19 protein-coding genes are annotated in these 18131 nt (G+C 72.9%); 11 read left to right on the top strand and 8 right to left on the bottom strand.

All coding sequences use genetic code 11. The features are described 5' to 3' along the window. Positions 1-18 precede the first annotated feature (18 nt). Positions 19-789, top strand: coding sequence for an enoyl-ACP reductase FabI (gene fabI, locus HN031_RS20495; RefSeq protein ID WP_172274837.1), 771 nt, complete (start codon positions 19-21; stop codon positions 787-789). A gap of 31 nt (positions 790-820) precedes the next feature. Beyond that, positions 821-2530 (top strand): Mur ligase family protein, encoded by a 1710-nt coding sequence (locus HN031_RS20500; RefSeq protein WP_172274842.1) that lies wholly within the window; start codon positions 821-823, stop codon positions 2528-2530. Positions 2531-2534: 4 nt separating this feature from the next. Here HN031_RS20500 and HN031_RS21765 read toward each other — a convergent pair whose 3' ends face one another. The 3 genes from HN031_RS21765 to HN031_RS20515 are packed head-to-tail and all read right to left on the bottom strand — an operon-like array spanning position 2535 to position 6674. Beyond that, the gene (locus HN031_RS21765) at positions 2535-2900 is read right to left on the bottom strand and encodes a cupin domain-containing protein (protein WP_172274846.1); all 366 of its coding nucleotides are present in this window, start codon (positions 2898-2900) and stop codon (positions 2535-2537) included. 11 nt (positions 2901-2911) lie between these two features. Next, entirely contained in the window at positions 2912-5686 is a 2775-nt protein-coding gene (gene cphA, locus HN031_RS20510) for a cyanophycin synthetase (protein WP_172274849.1), read from the bottom strand. Continuing rightward, positions 5679-6674: a cyanophycinase gene (locus HN031_RS20515; RefSeq protein ID WP_172274852.1), complete on the bottom strand. Its 996-nt coding sequence runs from the start codon at positions 6672-6674 to the stop codon at positions 5679-5681. Before HN031_RS20515 ends, cphA begins: the two co-directional genes overlap by 8 nt. An 87-nt stretch (positions 6675-6761) precedes the next feature. On the opposite strand from HN031_RS20515, the gene HN031_RS20520 reads away from it, so the two are divergent. Together HN031_RS20520 and HN031_RS20525 are read left to right on the top strand one after the other, a co-directional pair. After that, on the top strand, positions 6762-7250 hold the full coding sequence (locus HN031_RS20520) for a histidine phosphatase family protein (protein ID WP_253943614.1): 489 nt from the start codon (positions 6762-6764) through the stop codon (positions 7248-7250). Next, positions 7247-8062, top strand: coding sequence for a putative protein N(5)-glutamine methyltransferase (locus HN031_RS20525; RefSeq protein ID WP_172274858.1), 816 nt, complete (start codon positions 7247-7249; stop codon positions 8060-8062). The genes HN031_RS20520 and HN031_RS20525 overlap by 4 nt, the downstream gene beginning before the upstream one ends. On the opposite strand, the gene serB is transcribed toward HN031_RS20525, so the two are convergent. Then, the gene (gene serB, locus HN031_RS20530) at positions 8034-9251 is read right to left on the bottom strand and encodes a phosphoserine phosphatase SerB (protein ID WP_172274859.1); all 1218 of its coding nucleotides are present in this window, start codon (positions 9249-9251) and stop codon (positions 8034-8036) included. The two genes, HN031_RS20525 and serB, sit on opposite strands and share 29 nt — an antisense overlap. Positions 9252-9417: 166 nt before the next feature. Between serB and HN031_RS20535 the strand changes: the two genes are divergently transcribed. Further along, positions 9418-9855, top strand: coding sequence for a DUF805 domain-containing protein (locus tag HN031_RS20535; protein ID WP_172274862.1), 438 nt, complete (start codon positions 9418-9420; stop codon positions 9853-9855). Between the two features lie 61 nt (positions 9856-9916). Then, positions 9917-10273 (top strand): VOC family protein, encoded by a 357-nt coding sequence (locus tag HN031_RS20540; RefSeq protein WP_172274865.1) that lies wholly within the window; start codon positions 9917-9919, stop codon positions 10271-10273. 38 nt (positions 10274-10311) lie between these two features. On the opposite strand, the gene HN031_RS20545 is transcribed toward HN031_RS20540, so the two are convergent. Beyond that, positions 10312-11034: a hypothetical protein gene (locus tag HN031_RS20545; protein WP_172274868.1), complete on the bottom strand. Its 723-nt coding sequence runs from the start codon at positions 11032-11034 to the stop codon at positions 10312-10314. A gap of 78 nt (positions 11035-11112) precedes the next feature. On the opposite strand from HN031_RS20545, the gene HN031_RS20550 reads away from it, so the two are divergent. The 4 genes from HN031_RS20550 to HN031_RS20565 all read left to right on the top strand — a co-directional run bounded on the left by HN031_RS20550 (position 11113) and on the right by HN031_RS20565 (position 14400). Then, positions 11113-11919: an ABC transporter ATP-binding protein gene (locus HN031_RS20550; protein ID WP_172274871.1), complete on the top strand. Its 807-nt coding sequence runs from the start codon at positions 11113-11115 to the stop codon at positions 11917-11919. 17 nt (positions 11920-11936) lie between these two features. Continuing rightward, positions 11937-12398, top strand: coding sequence for an NfeD family protein (locus tag HN031_RS20555; protein WP_172274874.1), 462 nt, complete (start codon positions 11937-11939; stop codon positions 12396-12398). A gap of 116 nt (positions 12399-12514) precedes the next feature. Further along, complete coding sequence (locus HN031_RS20560) at positions 12515-13642, top strand: SPFH domain-containing protein (RefSeq protein ID WP_172275141.1); 1128 nt, start codon at positions 12515-12517, stop codon at positions 13640-13642. After that, positions 13639-14400, top strand: a complete 762-nt coding sequence (locus HN031_RS20565; protein WP_172274876.1) for a sulfite exporter TauE/SafE family protein — start codon at positions 13639-13641, stop codon at positions 14398-14400. Before HN031_RS20560 ends, HN031_RS20565 begins: the two co-directional genes overlap by 4 nt. On the opposite strand, the gene HN031_RS20570 is transcribed toward HN031_RS20565, so the two are convergent. Then, positions 14344-15375 (bottom strand): alpha/beta hydrolase, encoded by a 1032-nt coding sequence (locus HN031_RS20570; protein WP_172274879.1) that lies wholly within the window; start codon positions 15373-15375, stop codon positions 14344-14346. The two genes, HN031_RS20565 and HN031_RS20570, sit on opposite strands and share 57 nt — an antisense overlap. Before the next feature lie 104 nt (positions 15376-15479). On the opposite strand from HN031_RS20570, the gene HN031_RS22440 reads away from it, so the two are divergent. Then, a complete protein-coding gene (locus tag HN031_RS22440; RefSeq protein WP_172274882.1) occupies positions 15480-16631 on the top strand; it encodes a PP2C family protein-serine/threonine phosphatase in 1152 nt (383 codons plus the stop codon). Positions 16632-16735: 104 nt separating this feature from the next. On the opposite strand, the gene HN031_RS20580 is transcribed toward HN031_RS22440, so the two are convergent. Both HN031_RS20580 and HN031_RS20585 read right to left on the bottom strand, forming a co-directional pair. Further along, complete coding sequence (locus tag HN031_RS20580) at positions 16736-17257, bottom strand: CAP domain-containing protein (protein ID WP_172274884.1); 522 nt, start codon at positions 17255-17257, stop codon at positions 16736-16738. A 331-nt stretch (positions 17258-17588) separates the two neighbouring features. After that, complete coding sequence (locus HN031_RS20585; RefSeq protein ID WP_172274887.1) at positions 17589-18110, bottom strand: YbhB/YbcL family Raf kinase inhibitor-like protein; 522 nt, start codon at positions 18108-18110, stop codon at positions 17589-17591. Positions 18111-18131: the final 21 nt, after the last annotated feature.

Consider the following 18131-nt stretch of genomic DNA (forward strand, 5'->3'; position numbering starts at 1 on the left):
ACGAAGGGACACACGCACATGGGAATCCTCGACGGCAAGCGCATCCTCGTCGCCGGCGTGACGATGGACAGCTCGATCGGCTTCGCGACCGCGAAGGTCGCGCAGGAGCAGGGCGCCACGGTGCTGATCTCCAACTTCGGCCGGGCGCTCGGCATCACCCGGCGCATCGCCAGGCGGCTGCCGCAGGAGCCGCCGGTGCTGGAGCTCGACGTCACCGACGAGGACCACCTCGCCGGGCTGGCCGACCAGGTGCGCGAGCACGTCGACGGCCTCGACGGCGTGGTCCACTCCATCGCCTACGGCAACCCCGAGACGCTGCTCGGCGGCAAGTTCATGGAGGGCCCCTGGGAGGACGTGGCGCAGGCCGTCCAGGTCTCCGCCTACTCCCTCAAGTCGCTGGCCGTGGCCACCAGGCCGCTGATGTCGCAGGGCGGGTCGATCGTCGGGCTCACCTTCGACGCCACCACCGCGTGGCCGGCGTACGACTGGATGGGGGTGGCGAAGGCGGCGCTGGAGAACACCTCCCGCTACCTCGCCCGCGACCTCGGCCCCGACGGCATCCGCTGCAACCTCGTGTCGGCCGGACCGCTCAAGACGCTGGCCGCCAAGGCCATCCCGGGGTTCGAGGACCTCGAGTCGTCGTGGAAGGACCGCGCCCCGCTGGGGTGGGACGAGACCGACCACCGGCCGACGGCGCAGGCGGTGTGCGCGCTGCTCAGCGACTTCTTCCCGGCGACCACCGGCGAGATCGTCCACGTCGACGGCGGCTTCCACGCGATGGGCCTGTAGGAGCCGCTCGCCGGTTCGGTAGTTTCCCCCGGTGACCTCACTCGTCGAGCTGCGCGTCCTCGAAGGCCCCAACCTCTACTTCCCGCGCGCCGCGGTGAAGCTGACCCTCGACGTCTCGACGATCACCGAGGCCGGCGACGACACCGTGCTGCGCCTGGCCCGCCGCATCGGGCTGCGCACCACCCGCCCTGGTGCGGCCGGCTCGGGCTTCCGCCAGCGCTTCGCCCTGCGCGCCGTCGAGCGGCTGGTCCGCGCCATCGCGGGTGAGGCCGGCACCCGGCGGCTCGCGGTGCGGGTCCGCCCGACCTCCGACCCCGAGGTGCTCGTCGTCGCCTACCCGTGGCGCAACCGCGGCCGGGCCCGCGCGCTCGGCGAGGCGGTCGCGCACGCACTCGACGCCCTGACGACCGGCGACGTGGAGGCGGCGGTGAGCGCCGCCGCGCAGGAGGTCGCCACCGCGGAGAGGGGCACTCGTCCCGCCACGATCACGCCCCGCATCCCCGTGGTGGCGGTGACCGGCACCAACGGCAAGACCACCACCAGCCGGATGATCGCCCACGTCGCCCGCACCAGCGGGCTCGTGGTCGGCTGGTCCAACACCGACGGCATCTACCGCGACGGCCTGCTGGTCGAGGCGGGGGACTACTCCGGCCCGTCCGGCGCGGCCCGCGCCCTCGGCCTCGACGGGGTCCAGCTCGCGGTCACCGAGACCGCCCGCGGCGGCATCCTGCTCAAGGGCATCGGGATCACCCGCAACGACGTCTCCGTGGTCACCAACGTCACCGCCGACCACCTCGGGCTGCAGGGCATCGACACCGTCGACCAGCTCGCCGAGGTGAAGTCGGTGGTCCCGCGGATCACCCGCCGCGACGGCTGGGCCGTGCTCAACGGCGACGACCCCCGCGTCCTCGCGATGCGGTCCGTCATCGCCGCCCAGCCCTGGGTCTTCAGCCGCGACCCCGACTCGCCCGCCGTGCGCGAGGTGCTCGGCAGCGGGGGCCGCGCGACCACGGTCATCGACGGCTGGGTCACCGTCCTGGTGCCCGGGGCCGACCCGGACCCGCTCGTCGAGCTCGTCGACGTGCCGATGACCCTGGCCGGGCTGTCCCGCTTCAACATCGAGAACGCCCTCGCCGCGGCGTCGGCCGCCCTGGCCATCGGGCTGGCCCGGGAGCACGTGGTCGAGGGCCTGCGGTCGTTCCGGCCGGACGCCGAGCACAACCCGGGGCGGATGAACTTCTTCTCGCTCCCCGGCGAGGTCTCCGTCGTCATGGACCTCGCCCACAACGAGGCCGGCCTCGAGGCGCTGCTCGAGATCATGGCGGGCGTACGCCGCCCCGGCGCACGCCTGCTGCTCGGCCTCGGTGCCGTGGGTGACCGGACCGACGAGCTCATCGACGCGCTCGGCGAGATCGGTGCCAAGGGCAGCGACGTGGTCGCCATCGGGCACAAGGAGTGGTACCTCCGCGGCCGCACCATGGACGAGATCGACGTCCTGCTCCGGGCCGGTGCCGCCCGCGTGGGTGTCACCGACATCGAGACCCACCGCACGGAGGTGGAGTGCCTCGCCGCGCTCGTCGCGCAGGCCCGGCCCGGCGACGTGGTGGGACTGATGTGCCACGCGGAGCGGCAGGAGGCGTACGACTGGCTCGCCGCGCGCGGCGGCGCCCCGGACACCCCGGAGGTCCTGTCGCGCAAGGTGCGCGCGGCCGCCGTCCCGGCCCCCGTGAGCGGAGCCTGACGACTCAGACGTCCCCGGGGTCGACCTGCTCGCCGGGCGCGCCGATGTCGAGGTCACCCTCGACGATGAGGCCCGACATGCCCGACGGCGAGCGTGTCTCGTGCACCTCGCCGGGCTCCCAGACGGCGGCCTGGCCGGGGCCGATCCGTCGTACGGTCAGCTCGGCGCCGCTCACCTCGGCCTCGCCGGAGAGCACGACCAGCAGCTGGCGGCCGGCGGCCGGGTGGCGGCCGATGGTGCCGCCCGCCGCCAGGCTGACGGCGATCAGGTGCGCGTCGGCGCTGATCCCGAAGGCGCCCACCGAGAAGCCGCGGCTGCCGTGGGCCTCGATGGGGCGGTGGGGCAGGTCGGAGAGGTCGAGGAGCCGCACTCAGGCCGCCGTCACGCGTCGGTCGCCTGGGGCGAGTAGTCGGGGTCGGCGGAGGGGGCGTCGGGGTTGCCCACCGAGCCGGCCTGCGCGACGTCGGACCAGTTCTCCAGCTCCGACATGACCTCGGCGTGCTTGTCGACGCACACGACGACCAGGTCGCCGCGGTTGGCGCGGCTCATCGCGTGCCGCACGGCCTCGATCTCGTCGAGGCACAGCTCGACCTGCTTGCAGCGTGCCCCCTCGTCCATCGCGGTGCGTAGACCGTCGAGCACCAGGTTGGCGGTGTCGCCGCGCTCGCGCCCGCGCAGCGCGACGTCCTCGCGCACGATGCAGACGTCGAAGTGCTGCGCGGCGATGTGGCCGAGCTCGCGCATGTCCTGGTCGCGCCGGTCGCCGGCGGTGGCGATGATGCCGATCCGCGACGGACGGGCCAGGTCGTGCGAGGACTCCAGCGAATCCCCGACGCGGTCCACGAAGTCGCCCAGCATCTTCATGCCCGGCGCGTTGTGGCAGTAGTCGACGATCACGTTGACGCCGTTGACCTCGACCTCGTTGAGGCGGCCCGGGGAGAGGTAGTAGTTGGTCGAGAACGTGCGCAGGCCCTGGCGGATGTCGTGCAGCGGCGCACCGGCGGCGAAGGCGGCCGCCGCCGCGGCGAGGGCGTTCTGCACGTTCATCCGCGCCCGGCCGCTGAAGGTCGCCGGCAGCAGGTGGGTCCAGGCCAGCTGCATCTCGCGGCGGCCGTGCTGGACGACCATCATCTCGCCACGCTCGGTGGGGTTGAGGACGATGGCCTTGCCGCCGCGGCGGCAGTGGGCGTCGATCATGTCGCGCACCTCGCTGCCGGGCTCCTCCATGGAGAACCACACGACCTGGCCCGAGCAGCGCCGCCGCATCTCACGCACGAGCGGGTCGTCGGCGTTGAGGACCGCGTGCCCGTCGCGCGGCACCGCCTCGACGATGACGGCCTTGACCTCCGCGAGCTGCTCGACGGTGTCGATCCCGCGCAGGCCGAGGTGGTCGGGCTGGACGTTGAGCACGACCGCGACGTCGTTGCGCTCGTAGCCGAGGCCCTCGCGGAGGATGCCGCCGCGGGCGACCTCGAAGACGGCGAAGTCGACGCGCGGGTTCTGCAGCACCATCCGGGCCGAGCGCGGCCCCGACGCGTCGGCGCGGATGACGAGGCGCTCGTCGATCACGACGCCGTCGGTGGAGGTCATGCCGACCTTGCGGCCCATGCCCTTGAAGATGTGGCTGATCATCCGGCTCGTGGTGGTCTTGCCGTTGGTGCCGGTGACGGCCACGATCGGGATCCGTGACGGGGCGCCCGGTGGGAAGAGCATGTCGACGACGGGCTTGGCGATGAACTGCGGCTCGCCGATCGTCGGGTGCGTGTGCATCCGGAAGCCCGGGGCCGCGTTGACCTCGCAGATGGCCCCGCCGGCCTCGCGCACGGGCTCGGTGATGTCGGGGCAGATGAAGTCGATGCCGGCGATGTCGAGGCCCACCATGCGGGCGGCCTCCTCGGCGATCTCGACGTTCTCGGGGTGGGCCTCGAAGGTGCGGTCGATCGAGATGCCGCCGGTCGACATGTTGCCGGTCAGCGCGAGCTTGACCGTCTCGCCCTCGGCGGGCACCGAGTCCAGCGAGTGGCCCTGGTCGGCGAGCACCTCGAGCGCGGCGTCGTCGACCTTGATCCGCGTAAGGACCTTCTCGTGGCCGACGCCGCGCCGGGGGTCGGCGTTGGTGAGGTCGACGAGCTGCTCGACGGTGGAGGTTCCGTCACCGGTCACCGAGGCGGGCACCCGCTCGGCGATGGCGACCATGCGGCCGTCGATGATGAGGCAGCGGTAGTCCTTGCCGGTCACGAACGACTCGACGATGACGTTGCCGCGGCGCGACTGCCCCTCGGCGATCGGGAACGCGGCGCGTACGTCGGCCTCGTCCTGCAGGTCGAGGCAGACCCCGCGGCCGTGGTTGCCGTCCAGCGGCTTGAGCACGACGGGGTAGCCGATCCGCCGTGCGGCGGCCACCGCCTGGTCCTCGGTGCGCACGGACTCCTGCTTGGGCACCGGCAGCCCGGCGGCGCCGAGGAGCTTGGTGGTGAGGTCCTTGTCGGAGGCGATGTCGACCGCGATGGAGGACGTCTCCGAGGTCATGGTGGCGCGGATCCGCTTGGCGTGCACGCCCTGGCCGAGCTGGACGAGGGAGTACTGGTTCAGCCGGATCCAGGGGATGTCGCGCGAGACCGCCTCGTCGACGATCGCCTGCGTGGAGGGGCCGAACGCCGTCCGCTCGGCGCGGCGGATGAAGTCGTCGCGCTCGGTCTCCCAGTCGAAGTCGGGGTCGCCCTCGACGAGGTGGTTGACCAGCCGGACGGCCAGGCGGCCGGCGGTGAGGCCGACGTTCTCGTCGACGTAGCCGTAGATGACGTTGTAGCGGCCGGGCTGCCCCTTGACCTGCCGGGTCTTCCCGCGGCGGATGTCGTGGCCGACCAGCTGCTGCAGCGCGAGGGCGACGTGCTCGGCGACGTGGCCGAGCCAGGTGCCCTCGTTGAGCCGCTCGACGAAGCCGCCGCGCCGCCCCCGGGAGCAGGAGTGCTCGCGCAGGCCCGGCAGCATCGCGACCAGGTCGTCGGAGAAGCCCGGGAGGGTGTTGGTCGGGAACTGCTCGAGCGAGCCCAGGTCCACCACCAGGTGGATCGACTTGTCGTAGGACCAGACGTTGGCGCCGCGGTAGACGCGCGTCTCGGCGATCTCGAGGTCGGGGGTGGGGCGCTCACTCATGGGTCGGGTCCTCCTGCGGGTCGGGGGTGGAGGTGGTTCCGGGCCGCGGGGACGAGCGGCGCAGCTTGAGCCGGCGGCGGATCGCTGCCGGGGCGGCGTCGGCGGCCGCGATGTCGCGGGCGAGCTGGCGCAGGTCGCGGCCGGCCTCGGCCAGCTCCTCGGCGTCCTCCTGGGCGACGGCCGCCTCACGCGCCACCAGGGAGCGGGTGGTCAGGTTGAACACGACGCCCTCCGGCAGGGTGTGGAACACCACCCCGCTGGCCAGGAGGGGGGAGGAGCGGGTGGCCTCGTAGGCGTTGGAGACCATCCGCGACCCGTCGAACACCGTGACCGCGCCCTTGCCGAGCACGCGCATGACCAGGTCGCCGTCGACGTCCTCGACGAGGCCGCAGGTGTCCTCGTCGACACCGATGCCCAGCAGCTGCGGGCTCTGCGCGACGATCATCAGCAGCCGGCCGTAGCGGTTGCGCTGGTCGAAGTGCTGGTCGATGACGGTGTCCTGGACGAGGCCGAGTCCCGCCGCGACCTGCGTCATCCGCTGCTTGGGCGTGGCCCCCCCGACGCCGAAGGCGACCATGTGCGAGGACTGGATGCTGGCACCCGCGGAGGTGCCGGCGACGACGGCCCCGCGCTCGTGGGCGCGCAGGATCGCGTCGCCCACGGGCGTGCCGCACACGATGGCCGACAGCTTGAGCTGGTTGCCGCCCGTCATGAACACCGCGGTGGCCTCGTCGAGGACCTTCACCAGTGCCGCGTCCTGCGCCTCGTCGCGCGACTCGGGGCGTACGGCGTCCACGCGCGCGGCGCCGAACTTGGTGAACAGCGCGTCGTAGACGTCGACGACCTCGCGCCCGAGCGAGGACGCCGTGGGGATCACGGCGATGCGCGCGTCCGGGCCTCCGGCCAGGGCGACGAAGTGCTTGAGGATGGTGGGCTTGCGCACCTTGTCCTCGGCGCCACCGATGATCATGAGCGGTCCCCTGGGCATGACAGGCAGGCTAGCGGCTGGAAAGGTGGACCCATGCAGGAGCCAGCGCAGGAGCGATCGGGCGGCGGGCCGCGGAGGCTGGTGGTCATGCGCCACGCGAAGGCGGAGGGGATGGCCGCGTCGGACCACGACCGCGCCCTCGCCGACCGCGGCCGGGCCGAGGCTGAGGGTGCCGGTCGCTGGCTCGCCCAGCAGGGTGTGGAGCCGGACGCCGCCCTCGTCTCCGACGCGCTGCGCACCCGGCAGACGTGGGAGGAGGTCGCGGCGGCCGCCGGCTGGGACTGCCGACCAGGGCTCTCGGCGGGCCTCTACGCCGCCAGCGCCGACTCCGCGTTCGACCTGCTCCGCGAGACCGACCCGGCCGCGACGACCCTCGTGGCCGTCGGCCACAACCCGACGATGGCGTCGCTCGCGGAGCTGCTCGACGACGGTGACGGCGACGACGAGGCGACGACCGGCATGCTCACGCGCGGCTTCCCGCCGGGCGCCGCCGCGGTGTTCGTCGTCAGCGGACCGTGGAGCGACCTGGGCCCGGGGACGGGTCGCCTCGAGGCCTTCCACGCCGGGGACGCGTGACCGGTCCCGCTGTCGTCGCCCGGTTGCGGGCGGCCGGATGCGTGTGGGCCGAGGAGGAGGCCGCCCTGCTCGGGGAGGCCGCGGTGTCGGCTGCGGAGCTCGACGCCCTCGTCGGGCGACGCGTCGGCGGCGAGCCGCTCGAGCTCGTGCTGGGGTGGGCCGCCTTCCTGGGGCGCCGCCTCGCCGTGGCGCCCGGGGTCTTCGTCCCGCGGCGTCGCACCGAGCTGCTGGCGCGGACGACCCTCGCGCACGTCGCGGCCCGCGAGAACTCCGGGGGAGCGCCGGTCGTCGTGGTGGAGATGTGCTGCGGCGTGGCCCCGGTCGCCGCCTGCCTCGAGGGTGCGGTCGAGGGTGCGGTCGAGGGTGCGGTCGAGGTGCACGCCGCCGACGTCAGCCGGGAGGCGCTGGCCTGCGCGCGTCTCAACGCACCGGGCGCCCGGGTCCACCTCGGCGACCTCTTCGAGGCGTTGCCCCCGGGTCTGCGCGGGCGCGTCGACGTGCTGGCCGCCAACGCCCCCTACGTCCCCACGGACCGGATCGGTGACATGCCGCCCGAGGCCCGCGACCACGAGCCGCACACCGCGCTGGACGGCGGAGGGGACGGGGTGGAGGTCCACCGACGGCTCGCCGCCGGCGCCCGCGACTGGCTGGCGCCGGGAGGGGTGCTGCTCGTGGAGACCAGCGCGCACCAGGCGCCGCTGACCGCCGCGGCGATGCAGGGCGCCGGCCTGCTGGTCGACGTGGTCGTCGACGAGGACGTCAGCGGACGCGTCGCCGTCGGGGTCAGCCCGGCAGCGGGGGAGCCGGGGTGACGATGCCGGCGGCCGCGTCGGCGTCCTCGATCTGCTCGCGGGAGATGCCGAGCAGGTAGAGGATCGCGTCGAGGTAGGGGACGTTGACCGCGGTGTCCGCGGCGTCGCGGACCATCGGCTTGGCGTTGTAGGCGATGCCGAGGCCGGCCGCGTTGAGCATGTCGAGGTCGTTGGCGCCGTCGCCGATGGCGATGACCGCGTCGAGCGGCACGCCCACCTCGGCGGCGAACTCGCGCAGCGCCGTCGCCTTGCCGGCCCGGTCCACCACCTCGCCGAGGATGCGACCGGTGAGGTGGCCGTCCACGATCTCGAGCTCGTTGGCGCGCGCGAAGTGGATGCCGAGGTCGGCGGCGAGGCGGTCGGTGACCTGCGTGAAGCCGCCCGAGACGATCGCGAACCGGTAGCCCAGCCGCCGCAGGGTCCGCACCATCGTGCGCGCCCCGGGCGCCAGGACGATGGAGTCGTACACCTCGTCGAGCGCCGACGCGGGCACGCCCTCGAGCAGCGCGACCCGCTCGCGCAGCGACTGCTCGAAGTCGAGCTCGCCCCGCATCGCCGCCTCGGTGACGCGGGCGACCTCGGCCTCCTGGCCGGCGTGCGCGGCGAGCATCTCGATGACCTCGCCCTGCACGAGCGTGGAGTCGACGTCCATGACGATCAGCCGGATCCCGCGCCGGTGCAGCGAGTCGCGCTGCACGGCGAGGTCGATGCCCTGCCTGACCGCCTCGACCGCCAGCAGCGGTCGCAGCGTGTCGGCCGGGGCACCGGAGACGTGCAGCTCGATCGCGGTGACCGGGTAGCGCGCCATCCGCTCGATCTTGTCGATGTTGGCGCCGGAGTCGGCGATGCGGCCGGCGATCGCCGACATCGCGGACGCCTTCAGCGGGTGGCCGATGATCGTGATGTGGGACCGCTCGCCGCGCCGGCTCCGGTTGTCGCCGGCCCCCCGGTCGACGTCGACGGTCATGTCGAGCTCGGCCGCGGTCCGCTCGATGACGTCGCGCAGCTTCTTCCAGTCCCGCGGCGCGGTGACGAGGATGCCGAGCACCAGCCGGCGTCGGAGCACGATCTGCTCGATGTCGATGACCTCGACGTGCGCTGCGGCGAGCGCGGCGAAGATCGCCGAGGTGACGCCGGGCCGGTCCTTGCCCGTGAGGGTGACCAGCAGGGTCTTCGGCTCGTCTTCCATGGTGCGACGAAGGCTATCCCCGCTCGCGCCGCTCGCGTCCTCGCCGTCCGCTCACCGGGCTCGGCGACGCCGCTCCGGCTCGGGTGCTGGCCGGGGGAGCCGTCGCTGCCCTACGTTGCTCACGTCGCGGTGCGTCCCAGGCGCCGCCCACCACCAGGGGGAACAGATGGACTTCATGACAGCGGTCCGCACGTGCTTGTCCAAGTACGTCGACTTCTCGGGGCGGGCACGCCGCTCGGAGTACTGGTACTTCGCGCTGTTCAACTTCCTCGTCGGGATCGTCACGAGCATCCTCGACGCGATCCTCGGCACCGGCTACGACGACAGCACCGGCGGCTTGTTCAACACCCTCGGTGCGCTGGCCCTGCTCCTGCCCTCGCTGGCGGTCGGCGTGCGGCGCCTGCACGACACCGGCCGGAGCGGCTGGTGGATCCTGCTCGGCCTCATCCCGCTCATCGGCTGGATCATCCTCATCGTCTGGTTCTGCACCGACTCCAAGCCGGACAACCAGTGGGGACCGAACCCCAAGCACGCGGGAGCCACCGGCGGCTACCCGCCGCCCCCGCCGGCCGCCCCCTACGGCTCCGGGCAGTACGGCGGCTGACCGCGGCCCCGGCGTCCGCACCTCGGTGGTGACTGTCGGTGCCCCGCCCTAGCGTCGGGCCATGACCAGCGTCCACCACACCATCGACTACGTCGAGATCAACGTCAGCGACCTGTCCGTCGCCCGCTCGTTCTACGAGCAGGCCTTCGGCTGGGCCTTCAACGACTACGGGCCCACCTATTCCGGCATCCGCGCGGCCTCGGGCGACGGGGAGGTCGGCGGCCTCAACGCCACCGGCACGCCCGGTCCGGGCGGACCGCTCGTGCTGCTCTTCTCCGACGACCTCGACGCCGCGGTGACGGCCGTCGAGGCGGCGGGCGGCACCGTGGCCGCGGGGCCCTCCGAGTTCCCCGGCGGTCGGCGCTTCGAGTTCACCGACCCGAGCGGCAACGTGCTCGGGGTGTGGGCCTCGGCCTGACGGCCGACCTGCCGGCCCGGCCGGTCACCGGTGAGCCGTCACCGGTCGGGCCACACCTCGGGCGAGCAGGCGGCGACGACCGCGCGCCGGGCCGCCGGCCCCAGCGGCTGCAGGAGCCCGCGGCGCTGCTCGACCTCGTACGACGACAGCGCACCGCCGTCGTCCGCGAGGGCGAGGTCCACGATGGCCCACGCCTGGAGCCCCCGGGCCGCGAGGTCGACGCAGCGCGGCGGCGTGCCGAGCGGTGCGTCGAGGGCCGGACGGCGGTGCAGGTTCATCAGCGCGTCGGCCGCCTCCGGTCGCCAGCGCGCCACGTCGAGGTCCGCGAGGTCCCCGGCGGCGCGGAGGAGCGTCTCGCGCAGCGACCGGTCGGCCTCGCCGACGTCGGGGAGCTGTCGGCGCGCGGCGGGGAGCGCCTGCCACTGGACGGTCTCGCCCTGCTCGAGGGGCACCAGGCCGAGGTCGCCGACCACGACGGCCTGCCCCGCCTCGAGCGCCGCGGCGTTGAAGTCGCGCGGGCCGCCCAATCCCAGCAGGTCGCCCTCGACCGGCAGGGCCAGGCCGGCGTACGACGCCCCGGTGCCGCGCGAGTGGGTGAGCAGGTCCAGCGCCGACCCGCCCGCCATGAGGTGCACGTCGTCGGCGAGCGCGTCGAGGACGTGGTCGGTCTGCTCGTGGCCGCGCAGCCAGGCCGTGAGCCACCACGCCAGGGTCGCCGCGTGCGGCAGGCCGGTGCCCGGACCGGGCGATGAGGACGACATCGGGGGCGAGGCTACTCGCCGTGCCGGCCCCGCCGTGTCAGGGCCGGCGACGTGACCGGTGCTGGATAGGGTGAGGCCGTGGTCGCCGTCATCGAGTTCGCAGGGGTCACGGTGCGGCGTGGGCAGTCGCTGCTGCTCGACGACGTGTCCTGGGAGGTCGAGGAGGACGAGCGCTGGGTGGTCCTCGGCCCCAACGGCGCCGGCAAGACGACCCTGCTGCAGGTGGCCGCCGCCCAGCTGCACCCGACCTCCGGCGTCGCGGGCATCCTCGACGAGGTGCTCGGCACCACGGACGTCTTCGACCTCCGACCGCGGATCGGTCTCACCAGCGCCGCGCTCGCCGACCGCATCCCGCGCAGCGAGCACGTCCTCGACGTGGTGGTCTCGGCGTCCTACGGCGTGGTGGGCCGGTGGCGCGAGGACTACGCCGACCTCGACCACGACCGGGCCCGCGAGCTGCTGGGCGAGATGGGCGCGAGCCACCTCGCGGACCGCACGTTCGGCACCCTCAGCGAGGGCGAGCGCAAGCGGGTGCAGATCGCCCGGGCGCTGATGACCGACCCCGAGCTGCTGCTCCTCGACGAGCCCGCCGCCGGGTTGGACCTCGGCGGCCGGGAGGACCTCGTCGCGACGCTGTCCGAGCTCGCCCTCGACCCCGACTCGCCGGCCACCGTCCTCGTCTCCCACCACGTCGAGGAGATCCCGCCGGGATTCACCCACGCACTCCTGCTGCGGGACGGCCGGGTGGTCGACTCGGGACCGGTGGAGGACGTCGTCACCGCCGAGACGCTGTCCGAGACGTTCGGCATGCCGCTGCTGCTCAGCCGCGCGGACGACAGGTTCGCCGCGCGGCGTCGGCCGGCCCACCGCCCGTCCTCCACCTGACTGGATAGGGTCGAGCCATGGACTGGATCCGCGACCATCTCTGGGAGACCTGGCTGGCGCTGTCGATCGCGCTCGGCGTCGCCGAGATGTTCAGCCTGGACCTGATCCTCGCGATGCTGGCTGCCGGTGCCGTCGTCGGCATGGTCGCCGCCCTCATCGGGCTGCCCGTCGTCGTGCAGGTCCTCGTCGCCCTCGGTGCGTCCGTCGCGATGGTGGCGTTCGTCCGCCCGGCGTTCGTCAAGCGCCTGCACAGCGGACCCGAGCTCTCCCTGGGCCACGGCAAGCTCGTCGGCACCCGCGGCATGGTGACCGCCGAGATCACCGGCCTGACGCCGGGCCGGATCAAGATCGGCGGCGAGATCTGGAGCGCGCTGCCCTACGACGAGCACCTGCGGATCGCCCCGGGGGAGACCGTCGAGGTCTTCGAGATCAAGGGTGCGACGGCCTACGTCCACCCGGTGGGCACGCTCGAGCCCTGAGCGAGCACACCACCACGCCGCACCACACCACCACCACGCCACAACAAGATCGGGGGAGACCAGTGACGACAGCCTTGCTCGTCCTGTTCCTGCTCGTCGTCCTGTTCGTCGTCGTCATGCTCGCCAAGACGGTCCGCATCGTGCCCCAGGCGCGTGCCGGCATCGTCGAGCGCTTCGGCAAGTACAAGGGGACGCTGCCGGCCGGGCTCAACATCGTCGTGCCGTTCATCGACAAGGTGCGCTACCTCATCGACCTGCGTGAGCAGGTCGTGAGCTTCCCACCGCAGCCGGTGATCACCGAGGACAACCTGGTGGTGTCCATCGACACCGTCATCTACTTCCAGGTGACCGATCCGGTGACCGCGACCTACGAGATCGCCAACTACATCCAGGCGGTCGAGCAGCTCACCATGACGACCCTGCGCAACATCGTGGGCGGCATGGACCTGGAGCAGACGCTCACCAGCCGCGACGAGATCAACACCGGCCTGCGGGGCGTGCTCGACGAGGCCACCGGCAAGTGGGGCATCCGCGTCAACCGTGTCGAGATCAAGGGGATCGACCCGCCGCCGTCGATCAAGGACGCGATGGAGAAGCAGATGCGCGCCGACCGCGACAAGCGCGCGCTCATCCTCACCGCCGAGGGTCAGCGCCAGTCGGCGATCCTGACCGCAGAGGGCAACAAGCAGTCCGCCATCCTCAACGCCGAGGGTGACCGGGAGTCGCTGATCCTGCGCGCCCAGGCGGACCGCGAGGCCGCCATCCTCCGCGCCCAGGGTGAGGGACAGGCCATCCAGACGGTCTTCCAGGCCATTCACGACGGCCAGCCCGACCAGTCGCTGCTCGCCTACCAGTACCTCCAGATGATGCCGAAGATCGCCGAGGGCAGCGCCAACAAGGTGTGGGTCATCCCCTCCGAGATCACCAAGGCGATGGAGGGCCTCGGCTCGTCCATCCACGAGATCGCCGGCATCCCGCGGGACGCGACCCCGCGCACCCGCGTGGACATGGGCGCGTCCGAGCCCCAGCTGCCCCGCGGGTCGGACGACGCCGAGACCCGGGCGACCAACGAGGCGGTGCAGGAGGCGATCGCCGCAGCGGAGAGGGCAGCCCGCCCCGGCCGGACGGCGCGCTCGATCGACCCGGCGGCGACGGCCACCGAGCCGGACCCGCTGTCGGGCCCGGCCGACCCGCCGGCCGGCAGCACCGACGTGACCGGTCCGGGGGCACCCGCCGGCCAGTGAGTCCGATCGAAGCCGTGCTGGTCGCCCTCGCGGGAGTGGCGGCCGGCACCATCAACACGGTGGTGGGGTCGGGGACGTTGATCACGTTCCCGACCCTGCTGGCGTTCGGCGTGCCCCCGGTCACGGCCAACGTGAGCAACACGGTCGGCCTGGTGCCGGGCAGCCTGTCGGGGGTCGTCGGCTACCGGCGCGAGCTCGCCGGCCAGCGCTCGCGCGTCGTCCGGCTGGGCTCGGCGTCGCTGCTCGGCGGCATCGTCGGCGCCCTGCTCCTGCTGTGGCTGCCGTCGGCGGCGTTCGACACCATCGTGCCGGCGCTCATCTCGCTCGGCGTCCTGCTGGTGGTCCTCGGACCGTGGATCCAGCGCAGCGTCGCCGCCCGGGCGGCGACGCGCGGCGGCATCCCGGACCACGGCGTGTGGTGGGTGTGGCCCGCCGTCGCGGTCACCGGTGTCTACGGCGGCTACTTCGGCGCCGCCCAGGGCGTCCTGCTCATGGCGGTGCTCGGCATCGGCGTGGCCGACTCGATCCAGCGCCACACCGCGACCAAGAACGTCCTCGCCTTGGTCGTCAACGCCGTGGCCGCGCTGGTGTTCATCGCCGTCGCGGACGTCGACTGGGTCGTCGCCGGGCTGATCGCCCTCGGCTCGGTCGTCGGCGGCCAGATCGGCGCGACGGTCGGCCGACGCCTCCCGCCGGCCCTGCTACGCGCCGTGATCGCCGTCGTGGGCCTCGCCGCGCTGCTCGTCCTGCTCGTCTGAGGCGAGGCTCGTCGAGCCCGTCCCGACCCACGCGGCCAGCCACCGGTCGATGACGTCGTACGCCGTCGCGCGCACCTCCGGACGCGACAGGACGATGTCGTGCATGGCGCCCTCGAGCGCGACCGAGGTGACGTGCCGGCCCACCGACGACGCCCATCGCCTGATCTGCTCGACGTCGAGGACGATGTCGTGGGTCGTCGCGGTCTCCAGCGTCTGCTCGCCGAAGAACGACCGGGCCGAGGACAGCACCAGGGTGGGGCAGTCCAGGTCCAGCCCCGCATGCAGCCGGGCGTGGCCGCGGCGCACGGCCCGGAGCCACCCGACGTGGACCGGGCGCGACTCCAGCGGCTTCCACCCGAGGTCGTAGTCCCACTCGCCGCCGTGCTCGCGGTGCAGCGACCGGCCGTAGACGTCGCTGGTGCGGCGCGGGATCTCCTGCAGCGGACGGCGGCTGCCCACGCGCTCGAGCGCGACCCGCGCGGCGCGGCCGCGCAGCCACTTCGGGCCCTGCATGTCGAACCACGGGGAGTTGAGCACCATCGCCACCAGCTCAGCCGGGCGACGCTCCTGGGCCCACAGCGACATGGTGAGGCCACCGGTGGAGTGCGCCGACGCGACGACCTCGCGGTGGCCGTCGCGCTGGGTGATGCGCCACCAGGCCAGGTCGATCTCGCCGAAGTACTCGCCGAGGTCGGTGATGAAGTGCGGCGTCTGGTGGTCGCGCAGGGACCGGCCGTACTTGCGGAGGTCGAGGGCGTAGAAGGTGTAGCCGCGGTCGGCCCACCACCGGGCGTACTCGGCGTGGAAGAAGTAGTCCGCGAACCCGTGGACGTGGAGGACGGCGCGCCCGTGGGGACGCGCGGGCTCGAGCGTCACGAGGGTGGCGACGACCGGGCCCTCGTCGTCCGGTGGGAGGGAGAAGGTCTCCACCCGGAAGTCAGGCCCGAGGACGTCGGCCTGCTGCGGCAGGGGCATGGCCGCACCCTACCGATCCGCCCCGACACGCTGCTCGAGCACCAGCAGGTAACAGTTCTCCCATTAGTCCCCGCCGTCCGAGGGGGTCGACCTACCCTTCGCTGGTGTCGAACGCCTGGGGAACCGTGGTCCGTGGTACCTCGACGTACGTCCGGCAGCGCGTCGAGGGCTGGCGCACCGGCTCACGGGGGAGCCAGGCGTTCCTGCTGACGCTCCTCGTGGCGCTCGTCGTGGCGTCCGTGGGCGTCGGAGCGGTGGCCGAGGTCGTCGTGCCCGTGTCGCTGTGGTTCCTCTTCCTCATGGTCGGCACCATGCTGCTGCGGTTCGTGCCGCTGCTGCTGCTGGTGGCGGTGCTGAGCGCCGCCGCGGGCTACACCTCGGTGGAGAGCGACTTCGCGACCGCGAGCCGGACGTCGGCGCTGCTGATCTTCGCGCTGGCCGTCATCGTGGCGATCCACCAGTCGAGCCGGCAGCGCTCCGGGTTGCCGATGGCCCTCAGCGAGGCCGTCCTCACCCAGCTGCGCGACCGGCTGCAGCGCCAGGGCGTCGTGCCCTCGTTGCCCAACGGGTGGCGCTCGGAGTCGGCGACGATCACCGCCAACGGCCCCAGCTATGCCGGCGACTTCCTCGTGGCCGACCTCCGGGAGGGCCGCTGGCTGGAGATGGCGCTGGTCGACGTGTGCGGGAAGGGCACGTCGGTGGGTCCCCAGGCGCTGCAGTTCGCCGGGGCCCTCGGCGGCCTCATCGGTGCCCTGCCGCCGGCCGAGCTCATGGCGGCGGCCAACCACTTCCTCCTCCGCCAGGAGTCGGACGAGTCGCTGGCCACGGCGGTGCACATCAAGATCGACCTGGTGACCGGTGACTACACCATCACCAGCGCGGGCCACCCGCCCGCGCTGCACTGGCACCTGGGCCAGCGCGGCTGGGCGGTCGACAACGCGCGCGGGATGGCGCTGGGCGTCATCGACGAGGCCGAGTTCACCCCGAGCAGGGGGCGGCTGCGTCCCGGGGAGGCGCTGATGTTCTACACCGACGGGGTCATCGAGAGGACCGACCGCGACCTCGACGACGGGATCGACTGGCTGCGCCAGGTGGCCCTGCAGGCGGTGGACGCCCGCGGCTTCACCGGCATGCCGCAGCGCGTCCTCAAGCAGGTGCCCCGCGGCGACGACGACCGGGCCATGCTCGTCCTCGAGCGGCAGCCGCTCACGTCGCCCGAGCGTGACTCCGAGCGGCTGCGCAGCCTCGGCGGCTGACCTCCGGGGCCCCATCCACCCGGGCGCAGCTGCGGCACAGGTCGCGTTCGCGAGTGGTACGTCGTGCGCGGTGCGCGGCAGCGTGGTGCCGCGTCACGGGTGGGTCAGTTGTGACGGACCAGGTTGACGACGCCGATCATCCGGCCCTGGGCGTCCTCGGTGATGGCGACGCCGGCACGCCGGGCGCGCGGGCTCAGGAGGATCTCGCGGTGACCGGGGGAGTCGAGCCAGAGCTCGACCATCACGTCGGGGGTCAGGCTGGCGCCGCGGACGAGCGTCTCGCCGGCCCAGGAGTTGTCGCAACGACGGATGACGTCGCTCTGGTCCCGGTGCTCGAGCAGACCGGTCCGGGCGATGCGGGCGCCCCACCGCTCGGCGAGCTGGTCGGTGCAGACGTCGAAGTTCCAGATCTTGCGCAGGCCGTGCTGGGCGCGAGCCTCGTTGATCCGCACCATGAGCGCGTCCTCGAGGCCCTCGTTGGACCGGGCGGAGGCGTCGCCGGCGGAGGCCGGCACGCTCGTCGGCACGGACCACGTCCTGGCCTGCGCCGTGGCGGGGAGGCCGCACAGGACGGCGGCCGCGAGCGCGAGGCTCGTCATCAGCGATCGGGGGCGGGGGTGTCGCACGGTTCGGTCCTCCAGCAGCAGATCCACCTCCGGAGGAGTGCTGTGGATCTTGAGAAAATCTTCGGACAATCGAGAGGGACCCTAGCCCTTTGGGGTGGGAAGAGTCGAGACGCCGCCGATGTATGCGCGGACACGCCGGTGAACTTCATCAAGATTCGGATATGACGACCGCAAGAACCGTCAGGACAGATCAAAACGGCTTGACGGTTCGTGCATGGTCCGAACGCGCAAAAGAGGCCCGGTGGTCTGGACCGCGACGGTCCGGGCCACCGGGCCTCTCGGCTCGGTCAGCGGTGGTTCAGGGGTGGTTCAGGGGTGGCTCAGTGCTGGCTCAGTGCTGGTAGGTCCCGTGCAGGACGGCGCGCCCGAGCGTCTTGAACGCGAGGTTGAAGGAGACGACGGCGGGCGTCACGTCGGCGTCGACGCCGAGCGAGTCGTCCCCGACGGCGTGGACCACGAAGAAGTAGCGGTGGGGCTGGTCGCCCTCGGGTGGGGCGGCTCCCATGAAGCCCGCCTCGCCACCGTCGTTGCGGACGTGGAAGGCGTCGCCCGGCAGGTGGCCCGCGGCGGCGCCGGCGTCGAGGGAGGTGACGTCGGCCGGGACGTCGACCAGGCACCAGTGCCAGTAGCCGCTCGGCGTGGGGGCGTCCGGGTCGAAGCAGGTGATGACGTAGGACCGGGTGCCCTCGGGGGCGCCCGACCAGCTCAGCTGGGGTGAGGTGTTGCCCAGGTGCGCCACCTGGTCGTCCTTGAGCGGCGCACCGTCGGTGACGTCGTCGCTGGTGACGGTGAAGGACGCGGTCGGCGGCAGGTAGTCGTACGGATCAGGGCTGACAGGTCGCTCGATGCTCATCTGGCGAACCTAGCCACCGCC

Origin of the sequence: Nocardioides sp. zg-1308, from assembly GCF_013155375.1 — a bacterium.
In the GTDB taxonomy this organism is placed as follows: Bacteria; Actinomycetota; Actinomycetes; order Propionibacteriales; family Nocardioidaceae; genus Nocardioides; species Nocardioides renjunii.